Source organism: Mycoplasma sp. CB776, assembly GCF_054343395.1.
Genome location: NZ_JBTGVD010000018.1, coordinates 1 through 25,661 on the forward strand (window position 1 = coordinate 1; position 25,661 = coordinate 25,661).

Consider the following 25,661-nt stretch of genomic DNA (forward strand, 5'->3'; position numbering starts at 1 on the left):
ATCAAGGCATTTAATTCTAACATTGTTTTTTGGTAATTAAAAACATAATGTAAATAGTAAGTTTGATTTTTAGTAATAACTTTAATACTATCCCTCCCTTTTTCATAAAAATGTTCTACTTGAAGAATTTCTCTAACATTAATATCAATTTTTTCAATTTTAAATCAATCAAAATTTTTAGGATGTTCTATTAAATTAGCACAACTTTCTCCTTTTAACCTTCCTGCTTCTATAGTAATATTGCTTTTATTAATTTTAATTCACATAACAGTATAAAAAATAGCAACACTTAAAATAATAATAGCACCAAGAAGAGAAACAGCAAAAACAACATAATGCGTATTAAAGTATAAATCTTGTAAAAGAGTTCTTACTAACATCACAAAAAATAATCCATATAATGGTAAAATTAACCGATAAAAACTTCTTGGTACAAAGAACTTTATTTCAATTTTCTTTTGCAAGTATACCACCTTTCCCTATGCTATAAATTATAAACAAAAAAATAGGTTTTACCCTATTTTTTACCTGTGGTTGTATTAGTTTCAGCAGCTGTTTCAATTGCTGCGTTTTTAAATTGGAATTTTTCTGGAATTTGTGTAATATTATCAAATAAATTAGTTTTATAATTATCACCATATAATTTTTGAAGTGCTTGTCTATAAGAGTTTTTTTGATCTTTACCACCACCATAGATTAAATCATATTGTGGTAAGTGATATGCATTTGAACTAGAACCACCATAAATTCCTTTATAATCGTATCCTTCAGATCTAAATGCTGAAGCAACTCCTGTTTTTGCACTATTATTGGATGTATGATATATAGCAACTAATTCGTTATTCTGATTTCTAATTGAAGAACCAGAAGCTCCACCAATTGGAACATAGTGTTTTGGTAAATAAGATAAACCAGCCGCTATCAATTGTTTATTATGATCTAACTTAGCAACATGTAAATCTTTTCCTGTTCTTGTAGCAGAAATAAACGCATCAAGAACACCGGGTTTATCAACAAAAGAACGGTATCCTATTTCGTAAGATAAATAATTTCCCCTATTGATTTGTTCATCAGTATAATTTCATTTACCTGTTACTTGATCATAATTAATACCATCAAAGTATTTGGTTTCCGCATTTGTTCATAAACTAAAGGAATAAGGAGCATCTTTTATTTGATCGTCTTCTTCATATCTTATTAAAAAGTAATCATTTCTAGCAGAAGGATAACCTACAATGTATAAATTATCAATATTTGGTTCTGGATTTGCATAATTTAAGTTTTTATTAATTGCAGCATATTTTTTTAAATATGATTCAGTTTTGAATTTAATTTGTTCACTTGCATGATTTGCATATTCATTTGTAATGATTTTTGCCATTTCTGCAGGGTTGCTTCTAAATGCTTCTTGATTAAAAGAAACTGAACCACCTTTTATTCCTGCTGAAATACCTACATTTGAAGCATCGATTTTTGTAAAATCAATTTCAATAACTGCAAAATCCGCAAATTCTTCTGTATTTTCAAATTTTGCTTTTTGATCTTTAGCAAGAAAATCAGAAGGTTTAGAGTTTAAAAAATCTTCTCCACTATAAACTACTTTTACTGGTTTTTCAGATTGTCCAGCTTTTGGTTTCATTTGGAATCCAAAACCAGTGAAATTTTCATCGTGAGATAAAATTTTGAATTTGGTTCTAACAGCAGCATCTCTGTTTAATCTTGTTAGTCCAAAACCAACGGTTTTATCATTAAGTGCTTCTGCAACGTGTAAGTTAGTACCAAAATATCATTTGGTTGGATAACTTCCATCTGTTGTTTTCTCATAGTCTAAAATTCACATTGTTCCAGAAGTTGCTATAGAATATTTTGGCTCTCCTGGATGTTCTGGATCTGGATTGTTAAATTGCACATGGAAAGTTTGTAGTGCAGCAGTTTTATAATGATCATTTGTTAAATATCTTGCAATACCATCAACTCTAGCTAGATTTCTTCCTGCTGAATCTACTCAAGAAGGTCCTTTACCCAACTCAGGAGCATCATATATTTTTAATCCATCATAAGTACCATCTTCATTATAAGAAGGAACTGTAAATCCTTTAGCTAAAGCACTATCAAAAGTATCAATTCCTGCTTCTTTTGCTTTAGCATCAAATTTAGTTTTTTCTTCTTGTGTTATGTGTACATCTTTTCTAAATGTTGATTCATCATAACCTGGTTGTCTTTTAAGAACAGTTAAATATTCAGCATTATCTTTTTGATATCTTTGATCTTGAGATCATTCTGTTAAATATTTTTGTTGTTCTGTTTTAGGAAGTTGTGTTAAATTTTGTTTAATATAACCATCACCATCTGTTAAAACAGGTGTGCTACTAAAACCAGAAATTTGAATTGTTTTTTCTGCTTTTATTTTTGGATCTTTTTTAGAAACAAATTCAAATAAAACTCTACCTTGTCCAGTTATACTAGAGATGTCAGTTCCATTTGCATCTCTATCTGGAATTGCAGCTAGTACATTAACTTTTACATCCTTTTCATTAATACCTACTACTTCAGGTTTTAAACTAGAAATATTTTGAGCAAATTTAGCAAAAGTTACTGATTCTTTAGGACGATTGAATTCATCATAACCTTTATAATCAACATTAATATTTTTTACAAGATTATTTCATCTTTCTTGTGTAATTGGACCGGAAATTACTGCATTTCCGGGTTTATTTGGATCTTTAGGATCTGTTTTACCAGGTTGTGAGTCAGAAGGATTTAATTGTGTTTGACAAGAAGAAAACACAATTAATGAAGATGAAATTAAAGGTAATAATAAAAGTTTTTTTGTTTTTTTCATTTTTTCTCCATTCTAACTAAAGTCAAATTTTGGATCGTCTTTATTAACAACATCCACAATTTTTCCAAGACCTCTTAGTTGATTAATAAGTGCTGTGTCATAGTTATAAACTTCAAAATGAGTATCAGAACCAAAAGTATGATCACTAAAATTAATTAAAGTATTTAAGTTTGCAATTCCTTCTGAATTTAATGTGTGTGCAGATGAATCAGCTAAAATTCTGATTTTTTTAGTTACTTTTCCATTATCAAAAACTATTTTACTTTTTGGTTGTTGCATTCCTTCTGTTGCTAATACTGTTGCAAATTGTGCTCCATTCATTTCAGAAGCACTAATTTCAAAAGTATCACCTTCATTATGTAAAATAATTCTTTTTAGTTTTCTTGGTTTATTTGAAGGTTTGATTGTATCTGAAAAAATTAAACCTTTTAATGATTTTAATTGTTTTGCACCTGATAAATCAAGTCCTGTTGGATAACTGTTTTCCCCTTCATTGTGATCTGGATCTTTTCCTGGTCCAAAACTTCCTTGGAAGAATGGTTCATTATTTCTAACATAATAAACCATTCTTAAAGCATTATTGATTTCTGTTAAGTCTTTATTTGGTCCAATATTAACATCGTTGAAAGCAATTGTATCAAAGGTAATTCTTGTTGCAATTGTTTGTCTTGAAGAATAATTGAAACTTACATTATAGTCAACTGTGTTAATTCAAGCAACTTTTTTAAGAGCAATAGGGTTGATTGCTCAACCTTCTGCAAGGGAATTTCCTGTTGTTAATAAAGAAAGTTCATCTATTTCTTTATCTTTAATTGCTAAAAGTGCACTTGTATTGTAATTTTCAAAGAATAATTCTAATTGTGGTAATTTATTTGGTAGTGCTTGGAAAATACTAAAGAAATCATAGTTTGAAGAACCTTTTTTACCAATGTTGATAATTCTGTATGAAGTTATTTGTTCGTTTGCTTTAGTTAAATCTTCAATTAATTTTTTGGTTTTTTCTAAAGCATTAGGATTAGCAACATCAATTGTTACAACAATTCCTTCATTTCTTGCATCTGCTTCTGGTTCATCTCTTGTTAATTTTTCAAATTTGATTCCTTGACCAGGAGTGAAGTTATATTTAGAAGAATAAGTGTTTGTAACATCTGATTTTGTTCACCCTGGATAAGTTCCATTTCTAATTTCATCAGGATATCTTGCACGTCAATCGTTGTAACCAAATACCCGTTTTTTAGAATTATCTCTTGTTATTCTTGCTGTTACTGAGTTAATTAGTGGTGAAACAGCATATGAATCAATTTCTCCATCATCATTTATATAAACATTTGAATTATCATCATAAATAACCATACCTTCACCTAAATTTTTAATAGCATTAGATGATAATTTCGTAAATTTAGTCATATCTAAAAAGGAAATTATTTTTAATTTAGCTCAATCTTCATTTTTGTGAGCTTTAAGTTCTTTGTAATATGCTTTTTTTCCTTCTTCAGTTAAAAAGTTAACAACTTTATCACCATTTGCAATTAATTTTCAAAATTTATCAATAATTTTTCTATAATAACCAGTTGATCTATAATCGGTGTCTAAAGCCTCTTTAATTTGATCATTAGTTAACTGTCCTGAACGAATTTCAGGAAAATCTGCCTGATTTAAAGGAACATCCTTAGCTAAAGCTCTTAAACTACTTCTTTTATTTGCTTCAATGATTTTATCAGTAACTTTAATACCTAATAATTTAGGAGTAATTTGATTAATGTATTCTACTCTGTTTGCATTACCTGCTGCAATATCTCTTTGATCGATTTTTCTTGCTTGTGGTTTTTCGATGTTTACCCTAATTTTTTCACCATAGAAATCCACTGTTATTTCTGTGTTTTTATCACGAACTGGATCTGGACTTGGTGGTGTTTTAACAGTAGGGGTTGGTAAAGGTTTTGGATTTTCAACAGGTTGTGTAATTACAGGATCTGGAACTTTAGACTCAGGAGCAGGTTCCGGTTTTATTATGTCGATAATAACAGGTTTTTCCTTTGGAGCTGGTTGCTCTGGTTGGGGTTCTGGTTCCTTTGGTTGATCAATAATAAGGGGTTTTTCCGGATCTTTAGGTTTATCTGGTTCTACAGGTTCTGGATCGGGTTCTGGCGGATTTGCAGGTGGTGGTGGGGTTTCAGAAATTGGTTTATTTAAAGGTTCTTCTTTTTTTGGTTCTTCTGGAACCGGTTCTTCTTTTTTAGGTTGCACTTTTTTAGGTTCTTGGTTATTATCTCTGTGAGAGTTAAAACCATTTTTAAAATTTAAGTTATTTCCAGTGTTGATGGAAGTAACGTTATCATTTAATAATTTAGAACGATCAGCTGAATTTGCTTTATCAGTAGTTGAAACATAGAAAAGAGCACCTACAGTAATAGGTGTAACTATAGACACGGAACTTATTGCTATAATTTTTTTATTTTTAGTACTTTTAAAAAAATTTGTTCCCATGATTCCTCCTTTATTTGTTTCTTTTATTTAAGTCCAAGTTCTTTGTCAGTTGGAATATTTAAATTTGAACCAACATAACTAAATATTTCAGGACTTTGGTTTAAATATTCACCATTAATTATTCTTATAACTGAATTGACTGTATCTGCTAAAGGAACATATGCTCCAGGTTCTTTTGTAAAGTGTTCAGTCATAAAGAAGTTTTGTGAAAAGAAGTTTTCTAATTGTAATGCTTTTTTAACAATTTTCTTACTTTCGTCATCAAGTTCATCAAATCCTAAAATTAAAATAACATCTTCTAAATCTTTATAGGTTTTTAAAATTCTTTTTGCTTCTACTATTGCATTAAAGTGAGCTTCTCCTATAATTTTAGCATCAACTGAATTTGATGAACTAGCAAGTGGATCAAAAGCAGGGAAGATGTTTTTTGCTGTTTGTGCTCTCGAAAGCACTAAATTACCATCTAAGTGGTTAAATACAGCAACAGCAGAAGGATCACTTATATCATCCATTGGTAAGAATACTGTTTGAAATGATGTAATCCCTGCATTTTCATTTTTAAATAAACGTTCTTGAACGTGAGCAACATCACTTTCAAGAGTAGATTGGTAACCACCAACTGATGGTTTTTTCCCAAGTGAAGCACTAACTTCGTTTTCTGCTTGCACAAAACGATAAATGTTATCTATAAATAATAAAACATCTTTTTTCTCTACATCTCTTAAGTATTCTGCAGCTGTTATTCCAATTGGCACAATTGACATCCTTGCACCTGGAGATTCATTCATCTTAGAAATATACATTGATGAATTTTGCATTAAATTGGAACTTTCTAGTTCGTTAAATAACTCAATTGCTTCTCTAGAACGTTCTCCAGAACCGATGAAAATGTTGGAAGTTGATTCACTATTTTTATTAACATTAAAAATGATTTCTTTCATTAAAACTGTTTTTCCAACTCCAGCTCCACCAAAAATCCCAAGTTTATAACCTTTAATAATTGGCATAAAGAAGTCGATAGCTTTAATTCCTGTTTCAATGATTTCAATTTTGGAATCAAGCACCCTTTCTTTATTAATAGTTGAATTCATTTCTACATATAAAGGATTTGTTTCACGGTCAGTTAATAAAGGTTTTCCATCAAAACTATAAATGTTGTTTTGAGCCAAAGAACTAACTGGAACCATAAAACTTTTTCCTGTATTAACAACAGTTTCTCCAAGGGAAATTTCTTTATATAAATAAATGATAATTGCTCTTACTACTTTATTATTAACAAGTCTTTTAACTAATAAATATGTTTTGCCATCGTGTAAAGTTAAAATTGTGTTTAAAGTTGGTAGATTACCTTCTAAAAATTCAATTTCTACTACATCTGTTCAAAATTTAATTATTTTTCCATTCATAATTATCTATCTCCTGTTAATTCTAAAAGTGTATTCATTTCTTGTTCGCTAAAGTCAATAAATTTATGCTCTACTTCTATTTCTCAATTTAATTTTAATTTTTTAGCATATTGTAATAAAGCATATGAGAAGTAACTTTTGGTAATATTTTCATCATAAGGTTCGTTGTTAATAATTTTTTCAAAAATTTCTTTTGCATCTGGATTAGCATCAATTAGCACGTTTAAGAAGGTCATTGCTTTTTGTTCTTCTTTAATTCCTTTAAGAGTTCCTCATAAAATTAGTTTGGACATTAATAGAACAAATCTGTGTGAATAAAGTGAATAACCTCTTTGCATAAACATTTTATCAATCATTTTTCCTTTATATAAAAGGTTTGTGGTTTCTTTATTAAATTCATAATCAAGCATTGCTAATTTTAAATGTCTTTTATAAGCACGGAAAATCTTACCTATTTCTCCTGCTACTTTTGTAATTGTTCTTGATTGCACTGAACTACCTGTTCTGGATACAGATAAATCAATATCAATAGCTGGTAATCTACCACTACTAAATAAATCTGCACTTGTTACTAATTGACCATCAGTGATGGAAATTACATTAGATGAAATTAAACTTGTAATATCTCCATCTACTGTTTTTAAAATAGGTAATGCTGTAATTGTTTGACGTCCAACAAAAGAACCTGCTCTTTCGAGTAATGATGAGTGAGCAAAGAAAATATCTCCTGGCATCGCTTCTTTTCCAACTGGTTTATCAGTTAATAAAGCAATTTCTCTAATGATATTAGCATGTTTTGTTAAATCATCAAAGACAATTAAAACATCATCATATTGTGAAATGTTTTCAGCGTGAGCCATTCCAATGTAAGGTGCTAAATATTGTTGATAAGCACTTGTTGAAGGTGCATCAATAATAATAGTGTTGTCTAAAGCATCATATTCTTTTAAAGTTTCATAAAGTCTAGAAATATCTTCTCTTTTTTGTCCAATGGCAACATAAACACATTTAACATTGTTTTTTGCTTGGTTAATCATTGTATTAACAACAAGATGGGTTTTTCCTGTTTGACGATCTCCAATAATTAATTGTCTTTGTCCTTTTCCAATTGGAATAAGTAAATCGACAGAAATAATTCCAGTATAAAGTTGTTCATTTAAAGTTTTTACTGTCATTAAATTATGGGCATCACCAAAAATTTTGCTCTTTCTTGAAAAAGAGTTTCCTTCAATTTTTCTTTTGGAAGGAAAAATTTCGTTTCCGTGAATATCTAAAATTTTTCCAAAATGAGAATAAGAAGTTTCGATTTCGTTTTCAATTTTTACTTCTACAATTTCTTGACCTATTTTAAGTTTTTCTAAAACATTATTATCAACTAATAAAAATGCTCTAGTATCTGTAGCACTTACAACCATCATTCTTGCTTCTGGAAATTCTTCTGTTGTAAAATTTTGTCTTTGTTTATATTCATAATCACCAGTTACTTCAACTATATAATCAAAAATAGCTGTAATTATTGGGTTTTTCTTTTGCATGTTATATTCCTCCTATAGTTCCAAATAAAATTAATGCAAGAGCAAATACGATAACAATAGTTGATAAAATAATTATTGCAATATTTGCTTTTAAAGTTGATTTATTACCTTTAGTTTTTGAATTTAATTGGTTTGCACCTGCAAGAGCAACTGCTCCTAATCCTGCTGTACCTAAAATAGTTCCTATTACTGTTAAAAATAAGTTTTGTGATTTAAATTCTTGTTGTAATAATTTGTTAGCATTTGTATATTCGCTATTAAAGTTTTTAGAGTTTTCTTCTTTATTTTTCTCATCTGTTTCTGGTTTTTCGTCTTTTAAGAAACTTTTGACGATGTTAAATTGTTTTGCTATTTTACTTAGTAAAGCTAAATATTCTTCATATCACTTAATGGTATTAAAAGTTTTAGCTCCTGCGTGTTTTTTAATAACAGAAATGTCTTTTCTCATATTTTCAAAAAGTTTATTGATAATATCTGTATTGGCGTGATATTTTTGGAATTTATCATTAACTTTTTTTAGTAGTTCTGGTTGATTTTTTAATAACTGTTCGTATCTTAATAACTCTTTTTCGTAACCTTCAGGAAGAATTGAATAAAATTCTCTAAACTGAATTCTTGAAGTTTTAAGTGAAGAAATTAATTGTACATCTAGTAAATTAAGTCCATCTTCAATTACTGAAGCATTATTTAAATTGTTACTTTTATTTAACTCAACACTAATTGGTGAAAGGATTTGTGATTGTTTATCAACAAAAGTTTTATTGTAATATAACTCTTGTGTAACAACATTAATCATTGTGAGTAACCTTGTTTTTAATTGATTACTTTCTAGGGCATCTACATCAATTTTTTCATCTAATTGTAGTGATTTATAAAGATTAACAAATATATTTCTTACTGATTTAACATATTCTTCATAAATTTTTTGAAAACCTTTATTTTTAGGTATTGTAATAAAGGTTTTATATAACCTTATGTATTCTGGTTTTACTAAGTCTTGAATTCTAATCGTTGCAATATAATTATCACTATTAGTATCTTTTTCTATTGCAATAACTTTATATTCAAAACGAGTATTGATTGGATTATTGAAGAAGAAGTAATTTTCACTAATTGGTTCTGCTTCAAATTCTGATGATATCTCTTCTGCAGTTTTATCTAAATTTTTAGTTAACACTTCAGGACCAAGAATTGGGAGTTTTTCAATATATTCTTTTGGATTATATGGTTTAACATCTACAATTTGGTCGCTTGGTTGTGAATCTACATCGTCAATTGTTGGGATTTCTGGAATAGAATTATCTGTTTGTTCTTTTTGTTTTTGATCTTCTTGCTGTTCATCATCTGTTTTATTTTGATCCAAATCAAAAGCAGTAAATCTATTTTCGTATTTGCTTTTAAAATAATCATCTCAAGTTGTAAAACCTTCTGGTGGTTTTGCAACAAGAGCACTTACTGTACTTCCATCACCTTTAGAAATAGTTTCTGGAGTAAATTCAATATCAGGAATGTCTTTTTCATTATAAAAGACATCTGTTATTCTTTCTTTTAAAGAATCATTATATTTTTTTAGATAATTATTTACTTCTGTACTTGTGTAAAAGTTAGATTCTTCTTTTTCAGCTTGTTGTTTTCCTTTTGTTCCTATTGCTTTAGTATAACTTGTATTGTCTGATGTTTCGTTAAAAATTACATTATCATATGTTTTTCCTTCAAAAGTTACTGTTCCACGTTTAAAATTGTCTTTTTGTGAAAAAACATTTGGGAAAGTTACATTTAACTTATTTCCATTAGGATCAGAAGCCATTTTTTCTTTATTTGCTTCAAGAAAATTTTTAAGAGTTTCTAAATAGTAGTTTTTCTTAGCTTTATCTTCAAAAGAAATTTTTTCATCCACTTTTAGTTTATTTTGCTCATCTGCTAAATTCTTAATAGCGATATCGACAGCTGTTTGTAGTCCGGTTTTAATTGCATCTTTAGCTATTTTAGCAAAAGTATCAAATTGTGGACTTTTTTGTTTTTTTGCAGCTGGTTTTTCTTTATCATTTGCTGTGCCATTTGTGCTTGAAGTTCCTGAATTAGGTTCAGGATCAGCACTTGCAAAAAAAGCAGCTGGAGTGATAACTAAAGGTAAGGCAAAAGTTTCTAATAATTTGTGTTTATCTTTATTATTCTTTTTCATTTTCACTTACCTTTCTTAAATTTATTTCTTTTATCACTTCTGCTTTATATAAAGTAAATATTAATTCTTTTTCTTTTATTGTGTTATCTAAATTAAAACTTAACTTATTCATTGATTTTGTAAAATCTAGTTCTTTTTTTAGATCTTTTATTAAGGAATTATCGTTATTTTTTGCAGTTGCTAATTTGAAAACTTCTTGTTCATTCAAAGAGTTAATAATTATTTCATTTTTTAAAATAATGAAATTTGCATTTTTTAAAAAAAGATATTTATCAGCTTTTGATTTTTCCTTTATTTTTATGAGAATTTGTTCAAAACAAGCAAGCGATTTTTTTTCAATTTCACTTCATTTAAATTCGTCTTTAAAATACAATTCTAAAGAACTATTTCAAACTTTCAAAATGGAATTATCAATAAAATTAATAGTAATGCTATATAAATTAGAATTAGTTTTCATTGCTTTCTCCTTTATTAAATACAGAGAAATTACCGTTATTTTTAGTTAGCATTATAATTTCTTCAATTTCATTTTCTCTTTTGATTTTGATAATTTTTCTTTTTGTAAATTTGATTTCTTTTTCTAAATCTTTTAGGATTTTATTAACTCTTACTAAGTTTAATTTAGCACTATAAAATAGTGATTCGATAATTAAAGATTGCACTACATTTTCAATATAAATATCAATACTATTTTGCACATATTCAGCAACATTTGGATAAATATTGAAATCAAATAAATCTTTTGGAAGATTTTTTTCATTTGTATTAATTAACTTATGCATTTCAAAATTTTCAATTGGTAAAATTGTGAAATAACTTTTGTAATTCTTATTTGAGTTTAAAACAAAATTCACTTTTTTGTATTTTTCTTGTTCATAGAGAAATTTAATTAAAGTGGAAATTGTTCTAATTTTTGTTGTGTCTTCAAGATCAAAACTTTTTAAAATGTTTAGATTATTACTTTTTAAAAATTCTTCTGCTTTTTTTCCAATAGCAAGAAAATCAATTTTTTTGGTTTTAGCATTTGCTAAAATCATTTTTTCATATCTAGAATAAGAGTCAGTAGAGTATTTTTGCTCTTCTTTTAAATAAATTCATAATTCTTTTTCTTTGATTATAGTATTTGAAAAAAGTCCTTTAATGGTTGATTTGAACTTGTTTTTTCCATTATCAATGATAAAAGGATTTTGAATGTTATATTTATCATTTAAATGTCTGATTGATTCTCTTGTTAAAAAGGCATTATCTATATAAAATTTAAGTTTTTGATTCAGTTTTACTATGGTTATTAATAGAATATTTTTCTCGCTGTTAGCTTTTAAATTAATTTTTTCTAAATTGTTCTTTTTTTGAACTATTTTTTTTAAATGCATATTATTTTGCTATTTGATTTGTGTAATCTTTTTTAAAAACTAATTTCATCTCTTTAGAATAAGAAGAAAAATAAATTATTATTCCAGGTAAAACTTCAACATAGAAATTTCTTTCCATTAAGCTATTAATTTCGTTGTTTAATTTGGTTAAAAAGTTTTCTTTAACTAAATTTTCATCATATCTTAAATCAAAGTGTTCAGTGTTTGAACTTATTTCTTTTACTAATATTGGAACAAGAAATTTTGGACTGAATTTTTTGTTTAAACCAAAAGAAATAATAAAATCTAAATAAACTAAATCATATTTTTTTACTAAAGCTTTAGTATAAATTGATTTATATTCTTTTATAACATCACTTTCAAAACTCAATCCTGTGCTAAGTAAAACTGATGACATCAATCTTGAATATGAAATAAATTTTTCAGAAGCTTCTATTTCTTTGTATTTTTGTTCTAAATCATAGAAAGGAAATAATAAAGCTTCTTGTTCTTTACTCAATTTGTTCTTTGGTTTTTTACTAAATAGTTTTTTCATTATTTACTCCCTTTCTTTTTAGGTGATTTATTGTGTTTTAAGATTTTTACTAATGTGATTCCAGAATCAATAAGTAGGCTAATTAAAAATGTTGATAAAATGGTAATTATAAAGATAATTAGAATTTCATTCATAGTAAAATCAATATTAAATGATGATAAAGCGTAATTTTGTCTTTCAATTAAAATAGTGTTTAGTGATGAAACAAAAAGTAATAAACTAATTGCTCCTAAAAAAACAAATGTTAATAAAATCATATAAAAACTTGTATTTTTAATGTAAATTAAATAAAAAAGTGAAATGATTGTCGAAATGACAACAGAAATTATTAAGATAATTGAATTAATAAGTAATTCTGTAGAAAATCTTGTTGCAATCATAACCGATATTCAAATTAAAAGTTGTACTACAACAAAATAAAATGATGGGTTAATTTTGCCTTTTGGTTTCAAGAAAGAAACAAAATTAGATGCAAAGTAAAGACTTGTAAATATTAAAATAAAGATAATTTGTACAATTAAAGCAATATAACTATTTTGCTTACTTGCAGAAATAACATCAGTATTTTTTTGTGTTGTAATTAAGATAAAGACAAATCAAATTATTAATGCAACTGCTGAACTTAAAAAGAGAATAATTTGACTTTTAAAATATAAATGGTTATATTCTCTTTTCAATAAAAACTGAATTTTTGGAAAGTTCATTCCTATTAATAAGATTGTTATAGTTAAAATAATAGCAATCATATAAATAATATTTAAGGATGTTTTAACTGAAAACAATTGTTCCATAAATAAATAAATTTGACTTTTATCTAAAATTAGCGCTGGTAAATCATTTTGTTGCTTTTCGATTAATAATCAAAAAATTGAGATATATCCAGCTACAAATAAAATTTGTGCGATTGTGGAAACAATAATTGAAGAAAGTTTATTATTACCAATTTTGTTTTTATTTTTCTTTGTAAAGTAAAAATAAAAGTAATTTGCTATATTTAAAATTGTAAGTGGAATTAATATAAATGTTAATCAAAAATGTTGATATACATTATTATCTGGTACATATTTATCTAAATTTGCATATGGATTAAAAACAAAAAATAATACAAAAGCTGCAATTGAAAATAAATAATAAAGAATGTACCAAGGAATATAAATTTTTATCAATTCTTTATGAAAAACTAAGTTTATATAGTTTTTTATAATCGAATAGAACAAGACAAAGAATAATAAAGAAACTTTTGATATTATTAAAAAATTATATTGTCTTGCAATTTGTAAAGAATTAAATGATAAAAAGTAATCTGCTCTTTCTGCTCTACCTAAAATTGTTGTATTATAGAATATTAAAATTAATAATAATCCAACAAAAATAGAACCTACTAAAGAATATTTCAGAACATCAAATAATCAATTATTTTTTGGTTTTGTTTTATATCTATTAATTATTTTCTGATTCTGTTGCTGTTGAACTGTTATCAAAAGTAAATCCCTCCTCTACGTGATCTAAACCTTGTGGGAACAAGTTGGTTTTGAAGTTTGTATCACTTCCATAAAGTTTTTTCATTTCTTCTCTGTATGATTTTTGTTGATCTTTTCCACCACCATAGATTAAGTCATATTGTGGTAAATGATATGCTTTATCCCCTGTTCCATAAGCACCTTTAAAATCATATCCTTCAGATCTAAAAGCTGCTGCTAATCCTGTTTTTGCTCCACTATTTGCTCCGTGGAATACAGCAACAAGTTCATTTTTGTCATTTCTAACAGATGAACCTGATGCTCCACCATAAGGAACATAATGTCTTGGACTATAAGCCAATCCTGAAGCTACTCATTGTTTTTTTTCTGAATCAGTGTATAAATCTTTTCCAAGTCTAGTTGCACTTATGAATTCATCAACTACTCCTGGTTTATCTGTAAATGTTCTATATCCAACTGAATAAGAAAGGTAATTTCCTTTTTTTGCTTTTTCACTGTCATTTGTTGTTACAGAGCCTTTTGGAAATAATTCACTATCTGCATTTACTCATAAACTAAAATCTCTTTTTCTACTTTTTATTTGATCTTCATCTTCATATTCTTTTAAGTAAAAATCTTGAAGAGCTAATGGATAACCTAAAATGTATAGACTATCACCTTTGTATTTTTCTAAATCTTGTTTTAATAAAGGAAAATCAATTTGTTTATAATCTTTTAGATATGATTTTTTTAAGAATTTTATATGATCTTCTTTTTTGTCTGCATAGTCATTTGTAAATAATTTTGCAAATTCTGATTTATCGTTAAATAAAGAATTGATTTTTGCTGAATCATATGATTTATTTCCGTATGTAATAGAAGAACCGTTTTGACCAACTGTTTGCTGTAGTTTTTCAAAATCCAATTCAATTACAGCAAAATCAATAAATTCTTTTTTATCTTTAAAAGTATTTTTTTGTGCATCTATTAAGTAGTCAGAAGGATCTTTTTTAAGAAAATCTTTACCTGAAAATACTACTTTAATAGGTCAATTATTTTTATTTGTAAGATCTAAAGGGAAACCAAAGCTTGTAAAGTTTTCATCAAATCCAAGTAATTTAAACACTGTTTGAATTCCTGCATCAGGATTTAAACGAGAAAAACTAATAGATGCTGTTTTATTAGTTAAAGCATCTGCAACGTGCACATTTGTTCCAAAATATCATTTTGTTGGATATTTGTTATCATCTTTTTTCTGAAAGTCCATAATTCACATAGTCCCAGAAGTTGGATGGAACACTTTTGCATCTTTTTCATCTTGATTATTAAAAGTTACATGGAATGTTTGTAAAGCAATTTTCTTATACATTTCGTTTGGTAAGTATCTTGGAATACCTACTATTTGATAAGGATCTCTTTTTGCTGCATCTAATCATGAAGGACCTTTAGTTACTTCTGGTTTATCATATATATCTAAACCTTTATATTCACCTTTATCATCATATGAAGGAAGTGTAAATCCTTTCATTAAAGAGTTGTCATAAGTATCGATTTTTGCTTCTTTTGCTTTTGCATCAAATTCTTTTTTCTTTTCTTCTGTTATTTTTAACTCTGGTCTATAATTCGCAGCATCAAAGTTGCCTGCACCTTGAGTTAATTGTAATTTTAGTGTTTTAACATATTCTTCGTTATCAATATTAAATCTTTCTTCTTGATTTGAAGTAACATATTTTTTCAAGAAAGTTACATTATCTGTTTTTTGTAAGTTAGTTGGAATTGAACCATCAGAACCAGCATTGTAAGGATTGCTTGCAAAACCATCAACCACCACTTCTTTAGTATATTTGATTTTAGGGTCGCTTTTTAGAGTGAATTCAAATACTATTGTTCCTTTACCAGTTCTATTGGAAATAGATAAACCTTCTTTATCTCTTTCTACTTTAAAGTTAGTTATAGAAGCAGATACTTTATCAGAATCTTTTCCACTTATTGTGAATTTAACATCTTCAAGAAAATCGTGTAAATCTGTAAAATATACATTTTTTCTGTCAGTTTTTGGGGGATTTTGTGTAAAAGATGTATATTGTATATTAACAGAATCAGCTACTGATTTTAAAAAAGTATTTTTTCTTTCTTCTGTATCTAATGGTAAATTATCATTTCCTCCGTTATTATCGCCAGGATTTGGTTTGCTTGTGTCATTACATGAAATGAATGCAAAAGAACTTATTCCTATTAATAATAAAGGCATAAAAATTTTTCTTTTTTTCATTTTGTCCTTCTTTCTTAGTTAAATTCAAAGTTTTCTGAACTTGAATATGCTACTCTTTTTCCGATATTTTGCATTTGTTTATAAAGCATTGTGTCATGTTCTCCAACATAAATTGTTGTATTGCTATTAAAGTTTCCATCGCTTCAATCTAAAAGAGTATTAAGGTTTCTTACTCCTTCTGGTGTTAATGAATTTACTCCATTTTTAGAAACAATTTTGATTTTAGATGTCTGACTTCCGTTAGAAAAACCAATTTTGCTTCTTGGCATTTGTGGTAATGTTTGATCTAAAATGTCAGCTCATTGTGCATTATTCAATTCATCAGCATCAATTTCAAAAGTATCACTATTGTTAAAAAACTTAATTCTTTTGAGTTTTCTAACTCCATTAGAAGAGTTGTGAATATCATAGAAGCGCATTCCACGCAATGATTTAATTGATGGTGCTCTACTAAAATCTAAACCAAGAGGATAACTGTTACCACCTTCATTGTGATCAGCATCCAATCCTGGACCAAAACTTCCTTGGAAAATCCCTTCATTATTTCTTACAAAATATGCCATTCTTAAACCATCATTAATTCTTGTTAAGTCTTTATAAACTGTTGGATTACTTCCTAAATCAGATTCTTCAAAAGATAGTGTATCAAATACGATTCTAGAAAATACTTTTACTCCATAACCATATTCTCTACTTACATTATAATCTAAAGTATTAACAAAAGCAACATTTCTTAAAGCTAAAGGATTAATACTTCATGAATCTGAATGCACATTTTTAGTTGTGTATAAAGATAATTCATCAATTTTTTTATTTTCTAAAGCAATAAGTGCTGATGTGTTATTTGTTTCAAAATATAACTCAAGTTGTGGCAAGTTATCTGGCAATGCTTTAAAAATATCATAAAATCTTTGGTTTGCATCTTTTGTTCCGATATTTTTAATTTTATAAGATGTTATTTCTAAACCGTTTTCTTTTGCTTGTCTTATAAATCCAAGAGTTTTAGCATAACCTTTGTTGTTGGATGCATCGATTTCTACTACTAAACCTTTATTTCTTTTTCCTTGAATAGGTTCATCTCTGGTGAGTTCACTAATTGTAAAACCATCACTTCTTGAAACGTTATAACTTGTGAATCGATAGTCTGATGTAACATCTCTTTTAGTTCATCCTGGATAAACTCCTTTTTGTACATCTTCTGGAGATCTACTTCATTGACTAGAATAACCAAATACTCTTTTCTCTGAATTATCTCTTTTTCTTGTTGCAACCACTCCATTTATTAAAGGTTCAAAAGAGTATGAATTTATTTCACCATTTGCATCGATATAAACATTTCTATTTTCTGGTTCAATAACATATCCTTTTCCAAGCATTGTTTCTACTGCTTGTGATGTTTTGGTGAATTTGTTTGGATCAATGTAAGAAATTATTCTTGCATATCTTTCGTTTTTATCTTTTAAAGCTTTTAATTCTGGGTATTTTTGTTTTCCTTCATCTGTTAAAAACTCCCTAACTTTATCACCATTTTCAATTAATCTTGAAAACTTATCAAAAAGCACTTTATAATAGTCTTCATTTAACTCTATATACCTTGAAATGCTAAACATATCAGAGTTTGGAGTTCTAAGTGAATCTCTTTCTTCTTGATTAAAAGTTCTTGTTAATGCTTTAATTGCACTTTTAGTATTTGCTGCTCTTATTTCATCTGTAACTTCTATTGAATTAATTTTGGGGGTTATATTAGCAACATAAGGAACTCTATTAGTAATTTTTTTAGCAACATCATCAGAATGAAGAATTCTTTCTCTTGGTCTCGTAACGTGAGCAACAATATCAGTATTCTCAAAATGAAGAATTTCAATATTTTTATCCTGTGGTTTTGGTTGAACTGGCTCCGGTTGTGCTGTTTCTACGGGTTTTTCCACTGGTTTTGGTTGCACAACTGGTTCTTCAATTACTACCGGTTGAACAGGTTCGGGTTTTGGGGGTTCTACAGGTTGTTCTGGCTGTTTTGGTTCTTCAGGAACAATTGCAGGCGGTTTTTGTGGTTCCTCTTTTGGTGTTTCAGGAGTAACCTTATTATCAACGTTGATATCAATTATCTTTGGATTTTCCGGTTCAGGATCATCTGGGGTTATTGGTTCAGGTTCTGGTTCAGGTTCTTTTTCTGGGGGTGGAGGTGGAGTTTGTTTTGGTGGTGAAACCAAAATTTTTTCTTCCGGTTTTTCGCTTGCGGGTGGTTTTAAAAGTTCTTCTGGTTCTTTTGGATTTTCACTAATAGTTATTTCTAGTTTTTTCTCCGGTTTTTTTATTTGTTTGACTTTTTGGTTGTTATCTCTATGAGAAAATAAACCATCTTTAAAATCTAAATTGGTTCCTGTATTAATAGAAATAATGTTGTCTTTTAATAATTTAGATCTTTCGGTTGAATTTGCAGAATCAGTAGTTGCTGCAAAATAGATACCCGCTCCTGTAACAGGTATTGTAATAGAAGTGGTTAAAATAGCAATTGTTTTTTTAACTTTGCTTTGTTTTAAAAAATTTCTCATTTTTACCCCCTAAATATGAAAAATGTTTTAATTTTATATTTTGATTATACTCCTATTTTTTTTTTTTTTTGTTAAAAAAGATAAAAATAAACAAAAATTCCTTTTTTTATAACTTTTTAAATCTTTTCGAAAAACAAAAATCTTTCCTATAAAAAGAAAGATTTTGTATTATTAATATGTAAATTCAGTAATCTTGTCGTTTTCAACAATTACGAATTTATCTCCTTTATTTGCACCATATGGTTTTAAAGCTTCTTTTGCTTTAGATGGGTTATTTTTGATTTCTTTAAATAATTTAATTGAATCTAATGATGTAAACACTGAAGAAGTAACTCCAAATCCACCAATCATTTTTTCATTATCTAAAATACCAATAATTGCTGTATTTGGTCTAAATTTAGCAACCATTTTTAATAGTTCCCCTGTTCTTGATAAAACAATTGCATATCTAATGTCTTTTTCTGCTGTTAAATGTGCAAGTTTATGAGCAATTTCTGCTCTTTTACCTGAAGAAGCTTTAGCAATAGTAGCTAATTGAACTCTATAGAATAATTTATTATAAAATTCTTTTTCAGCTCTTTTATTAATAGTTGACATAACTTGAACTGATTCTAATGGGTAGTTACCTTGTGCTGATTCCCCTGATAACATAGTAGCATCAGCTCCAAGTTCAGTTGCTCAATAAACGTCTGTTACTTCTGCTCTTGTAGGTTGTGGTGAATTTTCCATTGAATCTAACATTTGTGTAGCAACAATAACTGGTTTACCAGCTAATCTACATTTTCTAATAATATTTTTTTCGTGATATGGAACATCTTGATAAGGAATTTCTAAACCTAAATCTCCTCTAGCAATCATAATTCCATCTGATTCAGCAATGATTTCATCAATTCTTTCAATACCTACGTGTGATTCAATTTTTGAAATAATTTGAATGTGAGAACCACCATTATCATTTAATAATTTTCTCAATTCTTGTACGTTTGCTGCTGAGTTAACAAAAGATGCTGCTATGTAGTTTACACCTTTTTCAATACCAAATTTAACATCATTTATATCTTTTTCAGCTAAGAATGGTAATGAAAATTCAACACCTGGTAAATTAATTCTTTTATTTGATTTTAATTTGTGAGTGTTAACCATTTTAACAACAACTCTTCCTGGTTTAACAGTTTTAACAACTGATTGCAGTTTACCATCATCAAATAGAACTCTGTCACCTGCTTTTAAATCTTTATCCATTTCATATGAAACAGAAAATTGTTTTGCAGTTCCTTCAAAGTTTTTAAAATCATTTGCATTTGTTAAAATTGTTACTTCTGAATTCGCCTCAATAACTTGAGCTCCATCTTTCATTTTTCCAACTCTAATTTCTGGACCTTTTGTATCAAGTAAAATAGAAACTGGAATGTTTAACTCTTTAGTTATTTTTTTAGCATTTTCAAATTTTGCATTTTGTTCTTCAAAATCACCATGTGAAAAGTTTGCTCTAATTGTAGTAACTCCATTTTCAACAAGTTTTTTTAATAATTTATAGTCCTGAGTAGAAGGACCGATTGTAGCGATCAATTTTGATCTTTTATCTGTAATACTCATTTTTCTCCCTTGATTAAATTAAAACATCTTCTACATTTTACTATTTTTTTATTATTTTTATAAAAAATAAACTTTTTTATTCGTTGTAAATTTCAATAGAAATTAAAGAAAAATGATCATTTAAATTAAAAAAGTTAAAAAAGAATTGAAAAATTTCTGTTTTTTGATTTTTTATATTTTTTTAATTTAAGTCTGTTTTAATGAAAAAAGTGCAAAAAAACCGCTTTTTAAAGCGGTTTCTTCGCTTAGATAGAGAATTTTTAAATATCTCTAAATACCCGCACCTTGGCGGCTTTTTCCAATACATAATAATTCTAACATATTTTTACAAAAAATTTAAAATTTGTTTTATTTTTTTATCAAATAAACTATTAAAAGTAGTTTGAAGACCATTTTTGGTAATAAAAATATCAAATCTATATGGTAAACCGAATAAATTTTTTATTTTAAGTAAATATTTTAAATCAGAATAAAAAATGATTTTATTTATTTTTTTAAAATTTTTTAAAAATTCATCTTCTAGTTCTAATAAATAAAAATATTGTAAATTTTTTTGGTGAGCAATATGGTTTCTTAATTTTTGCAAAAAATTAAAAAATGCAGTTATTTTTGCCATTGATCAATTTTTAGGAAAAATTAAATTTATAAAATTATTATTTTTTCCAAATTCGCTTACTATTTTAAATAAAGAAATTAAAGTTCCTAATTCAAATTTTTCTATATCTCTTCAAATATAATTGCAATCTTTATATTTTTTTATTTTTTCCATTAAAAATTTAAATTCCTTTATTTCAAATGCTTTTTGTTGTAGTTTATATAATAAATTTTTCTTTTCTTTTTTTTGTAGATTTAATTTATGTAATATATTGTTTATACATATATTATTATTTAAACATTTATAATTAAGTTCATATATCTCATTTTTACCATCAATAAAATATAAAAATTTATTTGTTTTAGTGTGATATTTAAAATAAATTTTTTTTCTTTCGTTTTCACTTATAATAAATTCAAAATTTTCTTTTGGCTTATAATTTTGCAAAAATATTTTTCAATTTTCGTCAACTTTTAATTTTTTTTCATCTTTATATATCTTCATACACATTGCTATATAATTGCTAATTTGACTTTTCAATTTTCCTTCTATTTCAAGAATTTTTTTAAATAATAAAATAGAAATTTTTTTATTATTTTCATTAATTTCTTTTAATAAATTAAATGAAAAATCTTCATAATATATATGTTTTTTCATTTTTGAATTAATAAATAATTGTTTAAAAATATTGTTTTTACTAATTTTATTTATAGATAAATTTTCTTTTCATTCATTTAAATTAAAATCTTCTGTTTTCTTTGCAAAAGCAATTTTATAAGGTGTTATAAATTGAATATAATTATTACTTTTTAAATACTCTTCAGCTGCCGTTTCATCTTCAATTTGCATTTTCTTTTCTTTTTTTAACCTTTGAACTTGTTGGTAGAAAGTTAAAAATACTTTTCTATTTGTTTCATTCATAATTTAATTATATTACTTTTAAATTTGTTTATTAAAAATCAGAAGCATAAACTTCTGATAAAAATAATATTTATATTTAGAATTAATTATTATTTAAAAGTTTAATATGAATTGTATTTTTATTAATTACTTCATTTTTAATTTCATTATTATAGTTTGCACCTAAATAAATTGGTTTGATACCTAGTGCTATATCTAAAAAATTATTAAGACCATAAGATATTTTCTTCACATTTACAATTTCATATTCAAAATAATCTCTTGTTACAGGAGGATTATAAGTATCTTTTAAAATATTATAGCTATCATTTAAAAATCTAATTAAATTAGTTTTTTGCTCTAAATAAAGTAATTTTTCTTTGGAACTGCTTTTTTGATTAATTTCTTCTAGCATTTGATCAGCAGTTTCTTGTGTTGTGGATTTTATTCCATATCTTGCATTCATATTTTTATATTCACTTGAAGAAAATAATTGTGATTGCAATGATAAATAAGCAAATAAATCTTTAGAATTTTTATTTGTATATTGATTATAACCAGAAACTCATAATGGGGTTACTTGATTTGTATATTTATCTTCTGGTGAATGTTGATTAAATCAAAACATTAACTTATATTGCATCATCCCAAGTGGTGCATAACCAGTAGTTTTGTGTGGTTGATAAACATCTTCATCATCTTTATACTTTACAAAATATACTTTAAATTTATTTGTATCATAACTTGTAAGTACTTTATCAATATCTAAAAATTCAGCTAATTTTTGGTCATTTAGTTCAATAATAATTGAAGGTTTACCAAATGAAGAATCTAAATCATCTCTATTATTATATTTAGGATCACTAAATGCTTCATCGAATTCTTTTGTTGATTTTCTTGAACCTTCTTTTGAAATTGATACTAAAGACTCAAACAAGTTTGTATTAGTTTTATTTTTATTAATTCAAGTTTGTGAATATAAATTACTTATATTTAATGTTTTGGATTTTGATTTTTCTGTGCCACTTACTAATTTAAAAGTTAATGTTAAAGTTCCATTTAATTCATCTTGATTACTAAAACTATTTTCATCAAACTCAAAAGTGATATTATCATCAAATTTATTAATAGAAAGATTTGATAAATCAAAGAATTTAAATAAATTTTTTTCTTTTAATAATTCTTCTTTAATACCAGAAGCTCATCAATGTTTTTTTAACTCAAGATTTTGAATTTGATCGACAAAACTATTTAATCGATCACTAGTTAATTGAATTTTATTTACTTTTGTTTCAATTGTTTTAAAAGAGTTGTTGTCAACTTGATTAATGTGAATATTTCCTATTCCTAATATTTTATATGATGCTCCAAAATCTAAATTAGAACTAAAAACATCTAATTGATTTGTTTGTTTATTTCATTGACTTTGTAAATTTATATAATTATTTGTTGAACCATTTTTTTCTACTACAACGATAGGATTTTGTTTAAAAATAAAGGAATTTTCTTTATTATCAGTATTTAAAGATAAACTGATTTTATGTTCATAGTTATATTTATCAAATAAATAATTTATAGAATTAATTATATTATTTTTATCTTTTGCAATTTCTACTTGCACTTCATTTGTACCTTTATTGGCAGCAGAAATAAAAATAGGTTTATTATTTAAAGTAACTTTAGAAACTTTAAAATGCCCGCTTGGCATTTGAGCTAAATTTAATGTTCCAGCATAATTATTATTAGTTTTAGTTAAAGGTAAAACTCATAAACCACCATAATCACTTTCTATTGTTGCTTGAACATTTTCATTGCTTTGCTCTGTTAAATCTAATGATATATTTAAATTATTATTACTACTATTTAAATTAACATTTTGATACTTAATTCTATTAATGTGCGTATCAATTGTAAATTCTTTTCCTTCTTTTAAAGTAAAATCTACAGTACCATAGTTATCACTTTCAGCTTCTTTTACTAATTGAAAAGACTTTAATAAATAATTTTTATTAGGACGTAAATCATAATATAATGAATCGCCATCAGATTCTGGATCTTCACTTAATGAAATTCTAACATTATCAAGAGTTAATTGGGTTTTACTATTGTCTTTAAATGTAGATGTAAAGTAAAGTTTTGTATCTTCATTTGTTTCTTGATCTCTTAAAGTTGCAACAAAGAAATATTGTTGCCTTTTAAGTGGAAACATATCAATTATGCCAAAATTTAATGAAAGTATATCTGAAAGATTTTCATTAATTTTGTCTTCAATTTTATAATCAAGATTATTTAAAATTACAGGTCTAGTTCACTCTTTAGTTGTAAAATTATATTCGCTATTTCCAGAAGGTAAAGTTAATGTATGCCCATTTAACATAACATTAGAAAGTGTATATGTTGCATGAAAATCTAAATTGTCTACATTAATTTCCACAAAATTATTATCGATATTATAATCATTTGATTTAGTTGAATTTCCATTAATAAATTCTAAGTCAAATTCATGATGATTAGAATCTACTAACTCATGTTCACTAAATTCAATTCTAATAGTTGCTGATGTTTCAGTTATATTTTTAAATATTACATTACTTACTGTAAAAGTATCTTCACTAACATCTTTTGATGTATTAAAACTTATTTTATTTTCTTCATTTAAAATGGCATTTTCATTATTTAAAATAAGTTCATTTAATTTATAATTTGTTTGTGGATTTAGATTTTCAAGAGTTAATAATAAATGATTATTTGCTAAATGTTTGAAATTTGATGTTGCTATTGTTGTTGTGGAATTTACTAAAAATTTTGCAGATAAACGACTTAATTCTTCATTAGTTAACTCTTTATTTAAAGTTAACTCAAGAACTGCAGAATTTTTACTTTTCGAAACTAATTTAACACTTTCTAGCATTAATTCATTTGTTGTAGTTCTAAAGCTTCTACTAGTTGACTTAATGTTTAAATCTTTATTATTATATTTAATTTTATTAATAGTATATACAGTATTTGGATTTAAATTATCTAAATGAAAATTATAGGAATTTGTTTGGGAATTAAAAGTAACTAAAATTGATTTATTATAATCACTTACTTCAACATTAAAAAGAGAAAGTTCAATATTTTCATTATTATTTAAATTAAAAGAAATATCTAAACTATTGTTTGAAATGTTAGTTGCTTCTAAAGTTTCTACTTCATAAATTTTCTGTTCTGCTGCTTTTTTAGTTGTAAAATTAAAATCTCTATTAACAGTTTCAAGTATTTCATCATTGAATTTGATATTATAAAATTTATATAAAGTTTGAGAACTTAAATTTCAAAGTTCAAAAGTTATAATAGTTTTATTATCTTTTTTTTCTAAATTTGAAGCAACAAAATCTATATCATTAAAAATGATTTTAAATTTTTCTTTATTATCAAATTTAGAATCATTAGAATTTATTGTTGCTTTAATTTTAGCATTTGTTTCATTCAATTCTAATAATGAAATAGTTACATTTTCTGTATTTTTCTGTATATTTGATAAGTTATTTGATTTTTTTAAACCAAAAATAAGTCCTAATGAAGTTGCTGTTACTACTGTAGCAGCACCACCTAATATTATTAAAATTTTTTGTATCTTTTTATTTTTCATAAACACCTTTCTAAATACTTAAAATTTAAATTTTTAATTCTTACTTTATTATTATAAAACAATTTTATTTGGATCATTAATTTTTATTAAGATAACTAATTAAATATTAAAAATTATTGTTTGAAAATTTTTCTATATTAACTATTCAAAACTACAAAAATATATGTAATTATTTTTTAAAATTAACTTATTTTTTTTAAAATGCTTAAAATGACACCAAATTTCTTAATTATCCTAACACTTGAGAACAGGACTCTATTGCGAATTTATGCTATAGATTAGATAATCTTAG

Annotated in this window: 15 protein-coding genes; all 15 read right to left on the minus strand. The window is 26.1% G+C overall.

The window, feature by feature from the left end; genetic code table 4:
- On the minus strand, positions 1–464 hold a 464-nt coding region (locus ACXX86_RS02580), incomplete at its 3' end, for a hypothetical protein (RefSeq protein ID WP_458561081.1).
- A 53-nt stretch (positions 465–517) separates the two neighbouring features.
- Positions 518–2,842, minus strand: coding sequence for an Ig-specific serine endopeptidase MIP (gene mip / locus ACXX86_RS02585; RefSeq protein WP_436358377.1), 2,325 nt, complete (start codon positions 2,840–2,842; stop codon positions 518–520).
- A 12-nt stretch (positions 2,843–2,854) separates the two neighbouring features.
- Complete coding sequence (locus tag ACXX86_RS02590; RefSeq protein WP_436358378.1) at positions 2,855–5,329, minus strand: putative immunoglobulin-blocking virulence protein; 2,475 nt, start codon at positions 5,327–5,329, stop codon at positions 2,855–2,857.
- 23 nt (positions 5,330–5,352) lie between these two features.
- Entirely contained in the window at positions 5,353–6,735 is a 1,383-nt protein-coding gene (locus ACXX86_RS02595) for an MSC_0618 family F1-like ATPase beta subunit (protein ID WP_436358379.1), read from the minus strand.
- Between the two features lie 2 nt (positions 6,736–6,737).
- Complete coding sequence (locus ACXX86_RS02600) at positions 6,738–8,270, minus strand: MSC_0619 family F1-like ATPase alpha subunit (RefSeq protein WP_436358380.1); 1,533 nt, start codon at positions 8,268–8,270, stop codon at positions 6,738–6,740.
- 1 nt (position 8,271) lies between these two features.
- Positions 8,272–10,452, minus strand: a complete 2,181-nt coding sequence (locus ACXX86_RS02605) for an MSC_0620 family F1-like ATPase-associated subunit (protein WP_458561082.1) — start codon at positions 10,450–10,452, stop codon at positions 8,272–8,274.
- Positions 10,439–10,909, minus strand: coding sequence for an MSC_0621 family F1-like ATPase epsilon subunit (locus ACXX86_RS02610; protein WP_436358382.1), 471 nt, complete (start codon positions 10,907–10,909; stop codon positions 10,439–10,441). Before ACXX86_RS02610 ends, ACXX86_RS02605 begins: the two co-directional genes overlap by 14 nt.
- Positions 10,899–11,825 (minus strand): MSC_0622 family F1-like ATPase gamma subunit, encoded by a 927-nt coding sequence (locus ACXX86_RS02615; protein WP_436358383.1) that lies wholly within the window; start codon positions 11,823–11,825, stop codon positions 10,899–10,901. The genes ACXX86_RS02610 and ACXX86_RS02615 overlap by 11 nt, the downstream gene beginning before the upstream one ends.
- 1 nt (position 11,826) lies before the next feature.
- On the minus strand, positions 11,827–12,360 hold the full coding sequence (locus tag ACXX86_RS02620; RefSeq protein WP_436358384.1) for an MSC_0623 family F1-like ATPase-associated protein: 534 nt from the start codon (positions 12,358–12,360) through the stop codon (positions 11,827–11,829).
- Complete coding sequence (locus ACXX86_RS02625; protein ID WP_458557359.1) at positions 12,360–13,841, minus strand: MSC_0624 family F1-like ATPase-associated membrane protein; 1,482 nt, start codon at positions 13,839–13,841, stop codon at positions 12,360–12,362. Before ACXX86_RS02625 ends, ACXX86_RS02620 begins: the two co-directional genes overlap by 1 nt.
- Positions 13,801–16,092, minus strand: coding sequence for an Ig-specific serine endopeptidase MIP (mip, locus tag ACXX86_RS02630; RefSeq protein ID WP_458560604.1), 2,292 nt, complete (start codon positions 16,090–16,092; stop codon positions 13,801–13,803). The genes ACXX86_RS02625 and mip (ACXX86_RS02630) overlap by 41 nt, the downstream gene beginning before the upstream one ends.
- 14 nt (positions 16,093–16,106) lie before the next feature.
- On the minus strand, positions 16,107–18,644 hold the full coding sequence (locus ACXX86_RS02635; RefSeq protein WP_458561083.1) for a putative immunoglobulin-blocking virulence protein: 2,538 nt from the start codon (positions 18,642–18,644) through the stop codon (positions 16,107–16,109).
- Between the two features lie 171 nt (positions 18,645–18,815).
- Complete coding sequence (gene pyk / locus ACXX86_RS02640) at positions 18,816–20,240, minus strand: pyruvate kinase (protein ID WP_436358388.1); 1,425 nt, start codon at positions 20,238–20,240, stop codon at positions 18,816–18,818.
- Between the two features lie 325 nt (positions 20,241–20,565).
- The gene (locus ACXX86_RS02645; protein WP_436358389.1) at positions 20,566–21,756 is read right to left on the minus strand and encodes a hypothetical protein; all 1,191 of its coding nucleotides are present in this window, start codon (positions 21,754–21,756) and stop codon (positions 20,566–20,568) included.
- 82 nt (positions 21,757–21,838) lie between these two features.
- Positions 21,839–25,369: a hypothetical protein gene (locus tag ACXX86_RS02650; protein WP_458561084.1), complete on the minus strand. Its 3,531-nt coding sequence runs from the start codon at positions 25,367–25,369 to the stop codon at positions 21,839–21,841.
- Between the last annotated feature and the right edge of the window lie 292 nt (positions 25,370–25,661).